We start from the raw sequence: 15785 nt of genomic DNA on the forward strand, positions 1-15785 counted from the left end.
TTTTTGAGCAGATAAGGGCTTGCCGCACCCCGATTACCAATTTCCGTAAAATGGGCGATCTTTTTCACAGATCTTGGGGATAACTTGAGTACAAAGTCCTACAACGAATCATCCATCCGCGTCCTAAAAGGGCTTGAGCCGGTACGACAACGTCCTGGCATGTATACCCGAACGGAAAATCCCCTGCATATTATTCAGGAGGTGATTGATAACGCAGCTGACGAAGCACTTGCGGGATTTGGTAAGCACATTCATGTCACGATGCAAACCGATGGCAGCATCACGGTCGAGGACGATGGACGCGGTATTCCTGTTGGACTGCATCCTGAAGAAAAAGCACCTGTCGTCGAGCTTGTCTTTACACGACTGCATGCGGGAGGAAAGTTCGATAAGAAGGGGGGCGGAGCGTATGCTTTCTCGGGCGGGTTGCATGGCGTGGGGGTCTCGGTCACTAACGCGTTGTCCAAGCGCCTAGAGCTTGTGGTGTGGCGTGAAGGCACCGCCCACCGTATGGCGTTTGCCAATGGCGATGTTGCAGAGCCACTCAAAGTCGTTCCAGAGCTTGCCCGTAAAAAGTCAGGTACCCGAGTCAGAGTCTGGCCGGATGCTTCGTTTTTTGACTCTGCGTCCATCCCGACGCATGAGCTCATGCATTTGCTTCGCAGCAAAGCGGTGTTGATGGCGGGCGTCAAAGTCACTTATCTGAACGAAAAAACGGGAGAGACGCGGACCTGGCAATACCAAGACGGCCTCGAGGGTTACCTCACCGAGGCGCTCCAGGGCTTAGAGTTGCGTGTTCCGCTGTTTGGGGGCGAGCAGTTTGCCTCAGCCGACCATGAAAATTTCGCCGAGGGTGAGGGTGCTCAATGGGTGGTTGCCTGGGCCGACGAGGGCAATGTGGTGCGCGAGTCTTATGTCAACCTCATTCCCACGCCTGCGGGGGGTACCCACGAGTCGGGCTTACGCGAAGGCCTGTTCGCGGCCGTCAAAGGGTTCGCCGAGTTGCATAGCTTGTTACCCAAAGGTGTCAAACTGCTACCCGAGGATGTGTTTGCCCGCACCAGTTTTGTGTTGTCTGCCAAGGTTCTTGATCCTCAGTTTCAGGGACAGATCAAAGAACGGCTCAACAGTCGCGATGCGGTGCGTTTAGTCGGCGGCTTTGTGCGTACATCTCTGGACTTATGGCTCAATAGTCACGTTGAGTATGGAAAAAAACTTGCTGAGTTAGCGATCCGCCAAGCGCAGGCCCGCGCGCGTTCGGCCCAAAAGGTCGAAAAGCGCAAGAGTTCAGGCGTGGCGGTACTGCCAGGCAAGCTGACCGATTGCGAGTCCTCTGATATAGCCCGTACCGAAGTTTTTCTCGTTGAGGGTGACTCCGCAGGTGGCTCCGCCAAAATGGGACGTGACAAAGAGTTTCAAGCCATTCTGCCTTTACGCGGCAAGGTCCTGAACTCCTGGGAGGTCGATCGGGATCGTTTGTTCGCCAATAACGAAATTCACGATATCGCTGTGGCGATTGGTGTGGATCCTCACGGTCCCAATGACACGCCAGATCTTTCAGGCTTGCGCTACGGGCGCGTCTGCATCCTCTCTGATGCGGACGTTGATGGTTCCCATATTCAGGTGCTGTTGCTGACACTTTTTTATAAGCATTTCCCACGCTTAGTCGAGCTCGGTCATGTATTTGTCGCGCGACCTCCGCTCTTTCGCGTAGATGTGCCGGCCTTGGGCAAGCGACCCGCTCGCAAGGTCTATTGTCTGGATTCGGGGGAGCTCGACGCCGTGCAGGACAAGCTTCGTAAAGAAGGGGTGCGCGAAGGCTCCTGGGATATCAGTCGCTTTAAAGGCCTCGGTGAAATGAGTCCAACGCAATTGTGGGAAACCACCATGAATCCAGACACTCGGCGCATGTTGCCGGTCGGTTACGGTGCGCTCGATCAGACCGCAACGACGCAAATGTTTGACATGTTGATGGGCAAAGGCGAGTCTGGCGCCCGTCGCACTTGGCTTGAAGAAAAAGGCAATCTCGCAGAGGTTGATATCTAAATGACTGACAGTTCTCAACCTGGTTTGTTTGACTCAAGCGATGCTGATGCATCCTTGACCCTTGGCTTGTACGCTGAACAGGCCTACCTCGATTACGCGGTGTCTGTCGTTCGCGGTCGCGCGCTGCCTGACGTCGGGGATGGGCAAAAGCCTGTTCAGCGCAGGATTCTTTACGCGATGCAGGCCATGGGTTTGCAGTCGGGTGCCAAGCCCGTGAAGTCCGCCCGCGTAGTGGGTGATGTGTTGGGCAAATACCACCCGCACGGTGACCAGGCAGCGTATGACGCCTTGGTCAGAATGGCGCAGCAGTTTTCCTTGCGTTACCCCCTCATTGATGGTCAAGGTAACTTTGGTTCCAGAGATGGCGATAATGCGGCGGCCATGCGCTATACGGAGGCTCGTCTGACGCCCTTTGCACGCTTGTTGCTCGACGAGCTCGACGAAGGCACTGTTGATTTCATCCCCAATTACGATGGTAGCCACCAAGAGCCTTCCATGCTCCCGGCACGCTTACCCGTCATGCTGCTCAATGGCGCTTCGGGTATTGCGGTCGGCATGGCAACTGAAATCCCAGCACACAATTTGCGCGAAATTGCTGGGGCATGCGTCGCGCTGATCAAAAACCCTTCGCTTGCCGATGCGGATCTCTATCAAATGGTTCCGGGGCCCGATTTTGCCGGTGGTGGCCAGATCATCACAGCGCCCGCGGAAATCGCGCAAATCTATCAAACCGGACGTGGCTCGCTCAAAGCGCGCGCCCGCTGGCAGTTCGAGGAAATGGCACGCGGCCAGTGGCAACTGGTTGTGCACGAGTTGCCGCCTGGTGCTTCTTGCCAAAAAGTGCTCGAAGAAATCGAGGATCTGACCAACCCTAAAGTTAAAGCAGGCAAGAAAACCTTAACACCCGAGCAGCAGCAGACCAAAGCACAGATGCTCGCTTTGCTCGATGCCGTGCGTGACGAGTCAGGCAAGGATGCCGCTGTTCGTTTGGTGTTTGAGCCTAAAACCTCAAAAATAGATCGCGAAGAGTTTGTCACGACTCTGTTGGCGTTGACCAGCATGGAAACAAGTGTTGCCATGAATCTGGTTTGTATTGGGACGGATCACAGACCCCGACAGAAGGGGCTGCGCGATGTGTTGCTGGAGTGGATTGGCTTTCGCACCAATACGGTTCTTCGTCGGACGCGCTACCGCTTTGACAAGATCACTGATCGAATCCATGTGCTCGAAGGGCGGATGTTGGTGTATCTGAATGTGGATGAAGTCATCCAAACCATTCGCGAATCCGACGAACCTCGTCCAGCATTGATGGTGCGCTTTAAATTAAGCGAGCGTCAGGCCGACGACATTCTTGATATGCGTCTTCGTCAGCTTGCGCGACTCGAAGGTTTCAAAATTGAACAAGAGCTGGCAGAAAAGCAAGCCGAGCAGCAAAAACTGCAAGAGCTGATCGAACACCCCACCGCGCTCAAAAAGCTCATTGTCAAAGAGATCGAAGCTGACTCGAAACTCTACGGCGATGAACGGCGCACGCTCATCGAGGTCGCTGAGCGCGCAGTCAAAGAAGTGCGTGTTCTCGATGAGCCTGTCACTGTGATTGTGTCCCAGAAAGGTTGGCTGCGCTCTCGTCAGGGCCACGGTCACGACGTTGCGCAATTCAACTTCAAAGCGGGTGACGGTCCTTATGGCGTGTTTGAGTGTCGTAGCACCGACGCGTTGATTGCTTTCGGTGATAACGGTCGTGTTTACAGCGTAGCGGTCTCTGGGCTGCCTTCGGCGCGTGGTGACGGTGCACCTGTGACCTCAATGATTGATCTCGAACCAGGCTCACATATCGAACATATGATCGCTGCAGCCGCCGATAGCAAATGGCTGCTTAGTACGAGCCAGGGCTTTGGTTTTTCGACCAAACTCTCCGATATGACCAGTCGTCAACGTGCGGGCAAGCAGTTTGTCACACTTGAGGAAAAAGACCGTTTATTGCGGCCTGTCCCGCTTTTTGCCTTGGCGACACACGTGGCGTTCCTGACATCGCGTGGCAAGCTGCTAGTGATTGCCTTAGAAGAGGTCAAGAGCCTTGCTTCCGGGGGGCGCGGCACTATTTTGATGGGAATCGACGCACCTGATGTGTTGACGCAGACCGTGCCTGTATCCAAAGCGGGCTTGCGGGTCACCGGCACCTACCGGACAAAGCAGGTTCAAGATATCCTAAGTGGTGCCTTGCTTGAGATCTATGTTTCCAAGCGCGCGCGCAAAGGCAGGCTGCTCGATATTCGTTCCAAAGAACCAATCCTATCCCCAGTGCTTTAAAGATAAAATGCTGCACATCACGATTCACGCCCTTTTTTAGGTATTTCCATGTCGTTCCAAGTCACCATTCAACCCAGTCTGCATCAGTTCCCCGCGGATCCCGATAAAAGCGTCTTGGATGCCGCGCTCGCTGCGGGCATTTTGTTGCCCTATAGCTGCCGTAGCGGAGCCTGCTCGACTTGCAAGGCGCGCGTGGTGTCAGGGACCGTCGAGGGCGGTCATAGCGCCGCCCAGATTTTGACGCCCGAAGAAATTCATCAGGGCTTTACCTTACTGTGTCAGGCGCGCGCCACCTCTGATCTCGTGATCGAATCCCGAGAAATTCGTCTGGCCTCGGATATTCAGATTCGCAAACTACCCTCGCGCGTGACCTCGATCCAGCGTCCGACGGCTGACGTCGCATTGTTGAAATTGCAATTGCCGGCGACCGAGAGTTTTCGTTTTTACGCGGGTCAATACGTTGAAATCATCTTAAAAGATGGCAAGCGACGTAGTTACTCTATGGCAAATCCTCCTCATGATGCGGCTGCCCTTGAGTTGCATATTCGTCATCTGCCGGGCGGTTTATTCACGGATCATGTGTTTGGTGCCGGCGCAACGCAAATGAAAGACCGTGAAATTTTGCGTGTAGAGGGACCCTTTGGTTCTTTTTTCTTACGTGAAGACAGCGAGTTGCCCATCGTGATGTTGGCCAGCGGAACAGGCTTTGCGCCCATCAAAGCGATCGTCGAGCATATGGCACACCAAAATATCCAGCGTCCGGTCACACTATATTGGGGTGGAAGACGTCCGGCCGATCTCTATATGAGCGAGCTTGCCCAGCACTGGGCCCAAACCTTGCCAAACTTCAAGTTCATTCCGGTCGTTTCCGATGCGCTGCCCGAAGACGGATGGAGCGGACGGACGGGGTTTGTTCACCGGGCCGTCATGGAAGACTTTCCAAGTCTGATGGGCCATGAGGTTTACGCATGCGGAGCTCCGATCGTGGTGGAGTCCGCCCGACGCGAGTTTGTCACGCAGTGCTCTTTACCTGACGAAGCGTTCTTTGCTGATGCTTTTACTTCCGAAGCTGATATTGCCGCAGTAAAATAATGAGTACCTTGCACAAAGGTTTTGTGTAATTGAATTCTATCCATAGGATTTTCAGCGTGACCTTCCTTAAACGTATTGCTGCAGTGCTCGGCTTATCTTGTGCTCTTGTACTCCCAGCACAGGCCAACCCCGTCAATATCGAAGTCTGGCACACAATGACCTCGGTCCATAAGTCAGAGTTTGAGAAAATCGCTCGACGTTTCAACAATGAACAAAAAGATGTCAATGTGGTCTTGAGGGCTTTTCCTAATCAGGACGAAATGCGAAAAGCAGGTGAAAAGGCGGTCGCAGAAAAGCGCAAGCCCAATCTCGTTCACCTCGCTGACAATCGTTCTCCAGAAATCATTGCTCAGCACAAAGACATCATTCCTTTGCACCAGTTGCTTAAGCAATACCCAATGAATGATGCCAACTGGTTTCTGACACAAACAACGGGTTTCATGCGTGACGGACAAGGTCGGCTGATGGCTTTTCCTTACATGGCTGAAATTCCAGTGATGTTTTATAACGTTGCCGGTTACAAAAAGGCAGGTTTGGATTCCAACAAGCCCGCCAGAACATGGCCCGAACTGCAAAATCATTTGCTGCTCTTGAGAGATAAGGCGCACTATCAGTGTCCTTTCGCCACGAGCCATCAGGTCACCACCCACCTTGAAAACATGGCACCGATTAATGGCGCTTTGTACGTCACTCCAGGTAATGGTTTAGATGCTAAGGTGCGCGGTGCACAACTCAATTTGTTGGACCCCGTGTTCATGCGCCATTTGTCCATCATGGTGAGCTGGAAGCGTTCAGACTTGTTTCCCTTCAACAGCAATGGCTCAGAAGCCGATGCGATGTTTGCTGATAACCGTTGTGCGGTGATCACAACGACCTCTGGTGCTTTAGCCAGGATGCAAGAAAGCAAAGGCCTGAGTTATGGCATCGCACCGCTGCCTTTCTACGATCAGGTTGTAAAAACATCAGGTGCGCCTTACGTGAGTGGGGGCGCTCTCTGGGCGACTTCCGGTCACCCCAAGGACCAAGATAAAGCGACAATGTCATTTCTGTCTTTCCTTGCCCAACCGGTCATTGCTTCGGCATGGCACCAGCGCACTGGATTTTTGCCGCTGACGGATGCCGCCTTTCGTACAGGCGATGCAGCGTTTTACGATCGCATTCCGGGTGCACGTCAACTCGTGGACAGCATGCGTAACGTCAAGGACCCGAATAGCCGCGGATTCCGTTTGCGCAACTACCCCCAAATCGAGCCGATTTTGAGCCGTGAGTTTGATGCGGCGCTCTCTGGCAATACGCCGCCTGTCGAGGCGTTGACCAAGGCGGTTGATCAGGCAAAAGTTTTGTCACAGGATGCCCCAGCTCCAGCGCCTAAACGCAAATAAAATCTTTTATTCAAAAAAATCGGAGCCTGCGGGCTCCGTTTTTCTTTGGTGTTGATTTACTCCATGCGTACTACATGCAATTGTCGAACGGCAGGTTCGGGTCCAACATAGCCGTCCTCGAACAAATGCGATGTAAAAATGTTAAGGATATGGACTGGAAGTGCCTTTTTAATGCTTGTGTTGTCACTACAAGCTTGTGCTGGATCTGCCGCAGGCTGGAAAATAAGTCCGCGTGATCATTCAGGCGCGACGCCAAAAGGCGTGCTGGACTTTTCATGGCGTTTGTCAGGCGATAGAGCCGTCGCTCCACTGCAGGTATTTTCAGATTCGACACATACGTGGCTCCAATGGCAAACAGGACAGGTATTGCCCGCGATCTTTGGGCTTACAGAAGCTGAGGAGCAGCTCGTGACTTACGAGCGCCATGGACCTTACGCCAAGCTTGAGGGTGCTTGGACAAGGCTTGTATTTCGAGGTGCGCATCAACAGGCGCAAGCGCGACGCGTTTCATCTTCAGCAGCAAGTCAGCTCGGCACAGTGACGTCTAGCCCAAGCCTAAGTCAGCCTCCGCCCACGCCACAATCCATCCCCGTTTCTGCTGAGACCATCAAAGCAACTTCTCAACCCTTCTATGCCGTGACAGGTACAGACGTCAATCTCAGGCAGACATTGGCGCGTTGGTCTGGATTAAGCGGGTGGAGATTTCAAGCAGAGCACTGGGCTGTGGATGTCGATATTCCTCTGACCGCCACTGCAAATTTTTCCGATGATTTTGTCGGTTCGGTGCGCGCGCTGATTGAGGCCACAGAACTATCAGACAGGCCATTGCAGCCGTGTTTTTACGCCAATCAGGTTTTGCGCGTTGTACCTTTAGCCGAGGCTTGCGACCGTACGCTTGCAGAAGGTACCCGCGTATGAGTGATCTATTTGAAAAAAATCGACAAAGGGTCGAGTTCAGTCTGGTGCTTGTATCGCTCAGTATTTTGTCGGGTTGCACATTAACGCATCGTCTCGCGCAACAAGAGGAGCGCGTCAAACAGACAACAGATCTGATTGATCACAAACATCGAACATTTGAAATTGCGACGCGAACGCCAAAGGATAAGGCCCGTGCGCAAAGCATTGACAAGCCATGGCTGATGGGGCGCGCAGTGCCGCTGGCCAGAGAAGTGAGTTTGCCGAGCGCTCTGAGAACGAAGATCGACACGACGCTGATGTATCGGGACGGTCGAGTGGATTTACCAACGTTGGCTGAGCGCATCACTCAAGCGACGAGTATTCCGGTTCGCATCAAGCCAGAGGCCTTGCTGCCTGTTGATCACTTCTTGCCACGGTTGAATGCCTCTGCGGGTCAAACGGCTAGTTCGGGGATGACTCAAGTTCAGCTCCCGATGGGAGCCAGGCCACTTCCTGAAGTGCTGGATATTCTTTCGAGACGTTTAGGTGTTTTATGGCGTTATCACGATCGGGCGCTGGAGTTTTATCGCACCGAGACGCGTGTTTTTGATGTGCGGTCGCTCACTCTCTCCGCGCATGCAGACGCACGACTCGGGCGCGCTGCAAATAGCAAAAGTGGCGGTTTTGATAACTCCTCTCGCACGTCGCTTGTTGCATCCGAACAGCATGTGCTACTCGCTATCCAGCAACGTCTCGAACCATTTTTGACGCGCTCGGCCATCATCGCGGCACAACCAGGCGCGTCAACATCCATCGTGATCACTGATACTCCGGAAGTATTAGGCGAAATCGCTAGATATATAGAAAGAGAAAACAGAATCCTGACCCGTCGGGTACGACTGATATTCGAGGAGATTACGCTCGTGACGAATCAAGACGCAGAGTTTGGTTTGGATTGGGATTCTCTTTGGGAACAAGGAAAAGTCGCTGCATCCTTATCCAGTTCGTTTGCTGGTGCATCCGTGGCAGGAGCAGCCGCTCTGGTGAGTGCGCGTCCTTCATCAGTCGTTCGCAGTCAAGCCGTTCTAAAAGCCTTGTCTAAATATGGAACAGTTCTTCGTCATGTCACGATTCCCGTCCTGACATTAAATCGACGTCCTGTTACCCATGCCGTCAGAACAACCTTTTCTTATATTGATCAAGTCAAGTCAACACAGCCTGCGGATAACGGGCCATCCGTCACGCGTGCCGGGTTAGGTTCAGTGTCCGTCAGTCAAAAAGAGGAAACAGTGGGTGCATTTTTGACGCTCGTGCCGGACGCACAAGAAAATGGACAGATATTGCTTTCTGTTGCCTATGACAACACAGTCGCTCAACCGCTGAAGTCGTTAGTAGTAGGGGAGCCGAATAGTCGTTTACAAATTCAGCAAATCACGATAGATGGTCACGGAACGGTGCAACAGGTCGCACTCAAGGCGGGGCAGCCGATGTTGATTTCTGGTTTCGACTCTAAGCATGACGATTCGGAACGCAGTCGATTAGCGCCTGAGGTACCACTTATGTTCGGTGGTATGGATCGGGCAAAGCAAGGACGGACTGCGACCTTGATCATTGTGACCGCACAAGTCGAGGAGGGCATTTGATGTTACCTCAAACAATCACCCTAACAGGACAGCGTGGTACACACGTGATGCCTCTTTCGGATGGTGTAGGGCTTGTTTTTGGACTCGATTGGATGCCGCTCGTGGGTGGCGAACCGACAAAGCTTGGACGACAAAGAGCCCGATCCCTGAGGGCGACACACTATCTCATCACGGGAGGACTTGCCGCAGTTGTTGGTTGCGGTATCGTTCCTAAAGACAAGTCGGGTGTCTCGTATACGCATGCCCTGCGAAATCGACCCTTGCACGCGGCCGCGGCGATCTTTGCCTCGGCGCATCAAGAGGGCGTGATTGCGGCCGTCAGTTTTGTCCCTGCAATGGGATATTGGTTCGTCGCGGTAAATAGTGGCCTGGTTCTCGCGCAAACAGATCGTTGGTTTGAGAGTATGGACGAAGCTGATGCGGCGCTGCTTGTTCTCAGAGGACGCTTTCCTAATCTTCAGGTATTGCGGTATGCCTTGTTAGATACATCGAATCAGCCGGATTGGATGCGAGCGAACATCAGCCTCCAGACACGTCTTCAGAGGATGCCGGCACGAGGACGCCTCTCGTTGCTACTCGCAAGTTTCGGGATGATCACGGCAGTCTTTTTTATTAGATTGTGGTCTCACGATCACGCCTCCGATCCAGGGGTGCTGCTTCAAGAAAATGCCAGTGATTTATGGCAACGCGTTCAAGAACGTTTTGCGCACGAGCATCCCATCCATCATCCCGAACAAATTTTTAAGGTCGTCCAGGCTTGGCATCAAGCCCCAGTGAGTCCTAGCGGTTGGATATTAAAGCAGATTGCATGTGAGCCATCGGGCATGGATTGGCATTGTGTTGCACGCTATCAACGTTCTCATAGGTTGGCGTTGAGTCAACATCTCGATGTGGCAAAGCCAGAGGACTGGACTATCGAGTTTCCAGATCTCGATCATGGAATGATGCGTTGGAAAGTCCTGGATGCAGCCAGTTTATTTGAACTGACATCTCCATCAACATCTCTCAAGGATTGGCTGAGTTACTTGCAAAGTGTGACCCCCGTATTCGAATCTATTCAATTAGGGACTGGTACGCAAATCACAATCCCGGCGCCGATTAATCGACAGGGTATGGCTTTGCAAAGGCCTACACACATCAAGCCTTTAAAACGGCGAATGCTGTCGATCAAAGGTCCTTTGCGTTCGATATCTGCGCTGCGAGGATTGTCCGTACCTGTGCACTGGCGAAGTCTACAACTTGAGATTGGACCCGCATCGGGCAAAGGTATCAACCGCAGTGCATTGACAATCAGTTTGATGGGAGATGTTTTTGAACATGTCGAGTAATTTTTTATACAAGCGAGGCATATGCGTGTACCTTCATGCGGTGCGCAGCATCAGTTTGTCTTGCCTCAGTGGAATACTCGTGCTTGCCGGACTTGTTGGGCGCGTCAGCGCCGATACACCTGCTGTCGTCGAAGAGTTATTAAAGCTAGACACCCAGGCCGCGCTTATTTCTGCGCGTCAGCAAGTTGTTGGGCCACTTACTCTATCTGGTCCTGTGACGACACACAGCACAGGCAATGTCTTGCTCGCGATCTATGGAGTGGGTCAATCTTTGACTGCAGAAATTTTGCTTGACTCAGAACCCCATGTTTTCAAGAGTCGCAGACAGCACCCGATGTCGGGACGATCCGTTCAGTACATATTGGAGCGTATTGCGCCACCTTGCGTATATTTAAAAAAATTAGAGGATCGTGAAACGCTTTGTCTTGGTCAGCGTCATCAATGACAGGGCTTAGATCAATGCAGCCAGAGGGCCTATTGAGGGAAATTCGAACACAAGGCGAGCTCGATCGCTTAGTCCCTACTTTTATGAGAACACTGATTAAAGAGTTGGATGTGTTCGGTTTAGTTTCACGCATGTGCCCCGTTCTTTTTAGCGATTCATCAGCGGGTATCTTTGTGTTGAGTCAGCATTATCACGATGATCAGACAAGTGCGCTGTTGCACTTACTCAGTCAACGTGGATTCCGACTGAATGCGAGTCCTTTGTTTGTGTTGTCTCCCGCTCTGCTGATTGCGGTGACTAAGTCTCTTCGCACGTCCGGTGCTATGTCGATTCAGATTCAGGAGTCGTCCAATAACGGGAGTGCCTTGTCACAAGCAATGAGTGCAATTCTACTTTGGGCGCTTGAGCATCGCGCCAGTGATATTCACTTTAATGTAAAACGAAATCAGACCGAGTCCGCAGTGTTGTTTACGATCGATGGACGTTATGTGTGTCCTGATCGTTACGCCCGCCTTCCAACCGCGACCATGCTTGCGATGCTTGCAGTGACTTGGATGGATGTTGAGGGTGGGAATGGCGCCGTCTTCGACCCAACGATTGAGCAGCAAGGTCGAGTGACGCGCGAGCTAGGAGGGCAGAAAGTGTGTTTGCGTTGGGCATCGTTGGCCGCGGATCAAGGGCCTTCTGTTTGTTTGCGACTATTAATTCTTGACTCAACTGAATTGACGCCAGAGCTTTCCGAGCTCGGCTATCAGGAATCACAAATTGCAGCGTTACGAAGAGCGAGTTTGACTCAGGGCGGAGCGACGATTTTGGCGGGGACGGTAGGGTCGGGAAAGTCAACAACGTTGGCGACACTCTTGCGAGAGATTCCTACGCATCGAAAAGTGATTACGTTAGAAGACCCTGCGGAATACTTGATTCCTCATGCTCTCCAAAACACCGTATCAAGATCAGTCGACGAAGACCCTTTGATCGTTTTTGACAACAAGCTCAAAGCGTTTAAGCGTTCTGCCATGAATGATTTATTGATTGGAGAAATCAGGGACGCTGCTGGCGGGAGAGCATTCTCTGATCTTGCAGGATCTGGGATCAGCCTATATACGACGGTACATGCTGGTTCTGCGCTCTGGGTACCGGAGCGTTTGACGTCAAGTTTTATTGGTGTACCCAGGGATTTTCTAGCCACCCCGGGAATTTTGAAATTGCTCGTGTTCCAGTGTCTTTTGCCTCTCTTATGTCAAGGGTGTGCACAAAGCTATGAGCAAGTTCTCGAATCAGATACATGGCGTTGCGCAAACAATCAGCTCCGATCGCCACAGTGGAGGGAGTCTTGGATTCAAATGCTTGAAGAGGAGGCGCAGCTTTCCCGAGATCACTTGAGATTTCGATCATCCCATGGGTGCGCACAGTGCACCAAAGGTTTGTCGGATCTCGTGGGTATATCCGGCCGTACCGTCGCGGCAGAAATTATTGAGCCTTCCCAAGAACCTGAGTTTTTGTTGGGTCTCAGGGCGAACGACGGTCTTGCCTTGCATCGATGGTTTGAGCAAAGAAAGAGAAGTCCGATCAAGGAGTCCAATATGCAGGGTAAGAGCGCTAGACAGTGCGCACTTTTTAAAGTGTGGACAGGTTTACTCGATCCGCGAACTGTTGAACAAACTTTCGGTACGATTTCTTCTATGAGGGAGTCTTCACGTGCCCCGTTGTGAGTGGATACGCTCGTTTCGTTTAGATCGATGGACTGACTTTTGGAAAGACCTTTGGGTGCATATAGCTGGGTGGTCATTTAGATCTCAGCGAGCCGACTATTACGAGTATTTGGCTGACCTGATTGATGCGACAGGTGGTTCTAAGACATTGCTCAATATTTTTCAAGACGATGCTTTGCGTTATCCGACAGGCGCACGCGGTGTTTTGTCGCGCGTATGGCTTGAGCGCTTTCCTCAGGCCGGTGGTGATTTATTCTTAACATGGAGTGCCACCTTGCCGCTCGAAGATCTACTCGCGATCCAATCTGCCCAGTATGCGGGCGCAGATGCGCTGACTAGAACTCTGCGGCAACTCGCCAATGTTGTGAGATTGGTCGATCGCGCTCGCCTCATGTTGCTGACGACAGCCTTTTCAGGCATCGCAGGATTATTGCTGGCATTTGGTTCAATTTTGTCGATTCCATTTTTTACAGCAAAGCAATTTAGACAAGTTTTTGCAGCGGTTCCTCCACAATATTTTTCTTCTTGGACGAAGGCTTTGTTTGCTACAGAAGAAGCGCTGAGCTTTTCATGGCCTTATGTAGGCTTGGGGCTACTTGTTGCTGTGATTGCTTTGCTCTGGTCGTTTGCAAATTGGACAGGTAGGTTCAGGGAACTCGCCGATCGGATAGGGCCTTGGGCGTTTTATAGAAGAGTTCATACCTTGCGCTTCATCTCCTTGCTCGCAGTGACCTTAAGTCCTGGTGGGTGTCATAGTGCACGTTTAAGGGACGCTATTGCACTTCAAACGCAAGGTGCATCTTCTTGGTTTGAAAGGCATTTGTCCACAATGGTGAGGCGCTTGGATCTCGGTGCGCCTGCGACAGATGCGTTGGACACTGGGTTAATTGACCCTGCAATCTGGTGGTATTTCACGGATTTAACCCGAACGCTTGGTTTGGATGAGGCCTTGCAACGAACGCGATTAAGAACTGAAGTCTTCGCGCTCAAATGTATCGGTATTCAAGCACTTTATTTACGCTGGGGTGCTCTGCTGTTTGCCTTAGCCATTGTCCTTGGGGTTGCTTTTTGGCATGCCCAAGTTTTTGACGAACTCAGACAGGCCTTGAGTTTGCATTATTCCCGTTAATTTTTATAGGACTGTTTCATGTCATTTGATGCTGTTTTAAAATACGCCCGCCAAACACCTTCCTTCATTTGCATGTTTCGTAACAGAGGCTTTCCGTTCAAGTCGAAGCGACAGCGGCAGTATGGATTTTCACTCATCGAAATTTCAATTGTGACGACCATTATGATGTTGCTCGCAATTGTCGGAATTCCTGCGATTCAGGGCTACGTCGTGGAAAGCAAAGTTCCCCGAGTGGCCGAAGAGCTGCAGCGTTTCGTCGCGCGACTCAAGGTCACGACAAACGGTTTTGGTGCGAGCCCCTATGCGGGTGTAGATACTAGAGTGCTAGCAAACTCTTTGCGCGGTTCTAGTGTCGTGGCTGTGTCGGGGGAGGGGGCTGGCGCGAATGTTGCTCACGGACTCGGTGGGCAAGGCGTCTCGGGCCGAGGCGTCATCCGCGTCGCACCATACGCGTTATCCGGTGCACCTGTTGGTTCAGCTTTTTTGCTCACGCTCAATGACGTCAATCATGCGGCATGTCCAGGTCTTGCTTCCATTTTGCAGCGTATTGCAGAGGTTGTCACGATATCTGGTAGCGGAGGACCTGTTAGAGTCAAAGATCATTTGCATGAACCCATTTCTCCTTACAACCCTTTGTTAGCGGATGCTCAGTGTTTGAACGGAGATCGTAATGTTTTTGAATTTGTGATTCGCTGATGCGTACGAGTGATTCGCTGAGGCTTGTTGAGCAGTGTGGTTTTTCTTTATTTGAAATGATCGTTGTGACGGCACTGACTTCTCTCATTGGCGTTTGGTCAGCGACAACCTGGGTTCAGCAGACTGAAGATGCTGCTTCTGAGGCGATGGGACGATGGCTGATGACCGTCAAGGAGTCTGTAGATCAGATGCTCGTGCGTCAGGCAGATTTTTTAACAGGCCTGTCTGTGACGGGTTCGGGTTCAGCGGATTATCAACATATCTGGCGACCGTCACTAAGCGAGTTGGTGGGAGCAGGACATTTGCCTAAGGGGTTTTCCTTGCGTGCCCCGCTCGGTTATGACGTGAGTATCAAGGTGCTTAAACCACATGGATTGTGTTTGACACAAGGTTGTAAGCTCGAGGCTCTCACGATTGCGACGCCGCAACAATCTCAGGGCCATCAAGCCAGCACGATGACGCGTATTGGCAAGATCTTAGCGTCTTTTAAAGGTCAAGGTGCGAGCGTGACGCAGCTGTCTCCGGAGCGCGTGCGAGGCCCCACCTTGGATTTGCCCAATCCGCCTGAGTCCGACATGTCACCGTTGCCGATTGGATCGATTGTTTTGCAGAGTTTTTTCGATTCTAGTGCGCAGGCGTCCTTTTTGAGACAAGGAGACCTGCGTGATGTGCAGTTCGACGCCAATTTGAATGTGAAGGGTAGACTCTCGGTCGGTGGTGCTATCTCTGCTGCGGGACGAATTTCTAGTTCGGAACATCTTCAGCTAGCTGCCGTTGCGCAGCAGGGTACTGCGTGTGAAGGCGAGGGCTTGATCGCGCAGTCCAGCACGAAAGGACTATTGGTCTGTCAGGCAGGTATCTGGCAATCAAGCACCAAGTCTAGTGGAGGTCACTACATTCTTAGTCTTAATGCAGCTTGTCATACGAGACTGGAACTCAACATCGACCGGCGAAACCCCTTGACGGGCGATTGCTCTTGTCCTGAGGGCTATCAACCCAAGTTGATTTCAGTTTGGCGTTACCCCTTTCATTCCTATGAAGAGTTTTATACTTATCTTTGTTTAAACTGAGGCAGAGTGTGTTGTTGGCCGTTTTTTTACTGAGA

General features: G+C 51.9%; 12 protein-coding genes. All 12 read left to right on the plus strand.

The genetic code is table 11. From position 1 onward, the window contains the following. Window positions 1-84: 84 nt before the first annotated feature. The 12 genes from AC8GE9_RS17520 to AC8GE9_RS17575 all read left to right on the plus strand — a co-directional run bounded on the left by AC8GE9_RS17520 (window position 85) and on the right by AC8GE9_RS17575 (window position 15750). Window positions 85-2046, plus strand: a complete 1962-nt coding sequence (locus AC8GE9_RS17520; RefSeq protein ID WP_506678470.1) for a DNA topoisomerase IV subunit B — start codon at window positions 85-87, stop codon at window positions 2044-2046. After that, on the plus strand, window positions 2047-4356 hold the full coding sequence (gene parC / locus AC8GE9_RS17525) for a DNA topoisomerase IV subunit A (RefSeq protein ID WP_506678471.1): 2310 nt from the start codon (window positions 2047-2049) through the stop codon (window positions 4354-4356). A gap of 48 nt (window positions 4357-4404) precedes the next feature. Further along, entirely contained in the window at window positions 4405-5448 is a 1044-nt protein-coding gene (locus AC8GE9_RS17530; RefSeq protein ID WP_506678472.1) for a CDP-6-deoxy-delta-3,4-glucoseen reductase, read from the plus strand. A gap of 56 nt (window positions 5449-5504) precedes the next feature. Then, window positions 5505-6830 carry an extracellular solute-binding protein gene (locus AC8GE9_RS17535; protein WP_506678473.1) on the plus strand — a complete coding sequence of 442 codons (1326 nt, stop codon included), beginning with the start codon at window positions 5505-5507 and terminating at the stop codon, window positions 6828-6830. A 171-nt stretch (window positions 6831-7001) separates the two neighbouring features. Next, window positions 7002-7748, plus strand: coding sequence for a TrbG/VirB9 family P-type conjugative transfer protein (locus tag AC8GE9_RS17540; protein ID WP_506678474.1), 747 nt, complete (start codon window positions 7002-7004; stop codon window positions 7746-7748). Continuing rightward, window positions 7745-9370: a hypothetical protein gene (locus tag AC8GE9_RS17545; RefSeq protein WP_506678475.1), complete on the plus strand. Its 1626-nt coding sequence runs from the start codon at window positions 7745-7747 to the stop codon at window positions 9368-9370. The genes AC8GE9_RS17540 and AC8GE9_RS17545 overlap by 4 nt, the downstream gene beginning before the upstream one ends. Further along, a complete protein-coding gene (locus tag AC8GE9_RS17550) occupies window positions 9370-10698 on the plus strand; it encodes a hypothetical protein (RefSeq protein ID WP_506678476.1) in 1329 nt (442 codons plus the stop codon). Before AC8GE9_RS17545 ends, AC8GE9_RS17550 begins: the two co-directional genes overlap by 1 nt. Beyond that, on the plus strand, window positions 10688-11143 hold the full coding sequence (locus AC8GE9_RS17555; RefSeq protein WP_506678477.1) for a hypothetical protein: 456 nt from the start codon (window positions 10688-10690) through the stop codon (window positions 11141-11143). Before AC8GE9_RS17550 ends, AC8GE9_RS17555 begins: the two co-directional genes overlap by 11 nt. Then, complete coding sequence (locus AC8GE9_RS17560; protein ID WP_506678478.1) at window positions 11140-12855, plus strand: ATPase, T2SS/T4P/T4SS family; 1716 nt, start codon at window positions 11140-11142, stop codon at window positions 12853-12855. Before AC8GE9_RS17555 ends, AC8GE9_RS17560 begins: the two co-directional genes overlap by 4 nt. A 55-nt stretch (window positions 12856-12910) precedes the next feature. Next, window positions 12911-13984, plus strand: a complete 1074-nt coding sequence (locus AC8GE9_RS17565; RefSeq protein WP_506678479.1) for a hypothetical protein — start codon at window positions 12911-12913, stop codon at window positions 13982-13984. A gap of 72 nt (window positions 13985-14056) precedes the next feature. Beyond that, the gene (locus AC8GE9_RS17570) at window positions 14057-14680 is read left to right on the plus strand and encodes a prepilin-type cleavage/methylation domain-containing protein (protein ID WP_506678509.1); all 624 of its coding nucleotides are present in this window, start codon (window positions 14057-14059) and stop codon (window positions 14678-14680) included. Then, the gene (locus tag AC8GE9_RS17575; protein ID WP_506678480.1) at window positions 14680-15750 is read left to right on the plus strand and encodes a PulJ/GspJ family protein; all 1071 of its coding nucleotides are present in this window, start codon (window positions 14680-14682) and stop codon (window positions 15748-15750) included. The genes AC8GE9_RS17570 and AC8GE9_RS17575 overlap by 1 nt, the downstream gene beginning before the upstream one ends. The last annotated feature ends 35 nt before the right edge of the window (window positions 15751-15785 follow it).

The sequence above is a fragment of the Zwartia lucis genome (genome assembly GCF_965234455.1).
Lineage (GTDB): Bacteria > Pseudomonadota > Gammaproteobacteria > Burkholderiales > Burkholderiaceae_B > Zwartia > Zwartia lucis.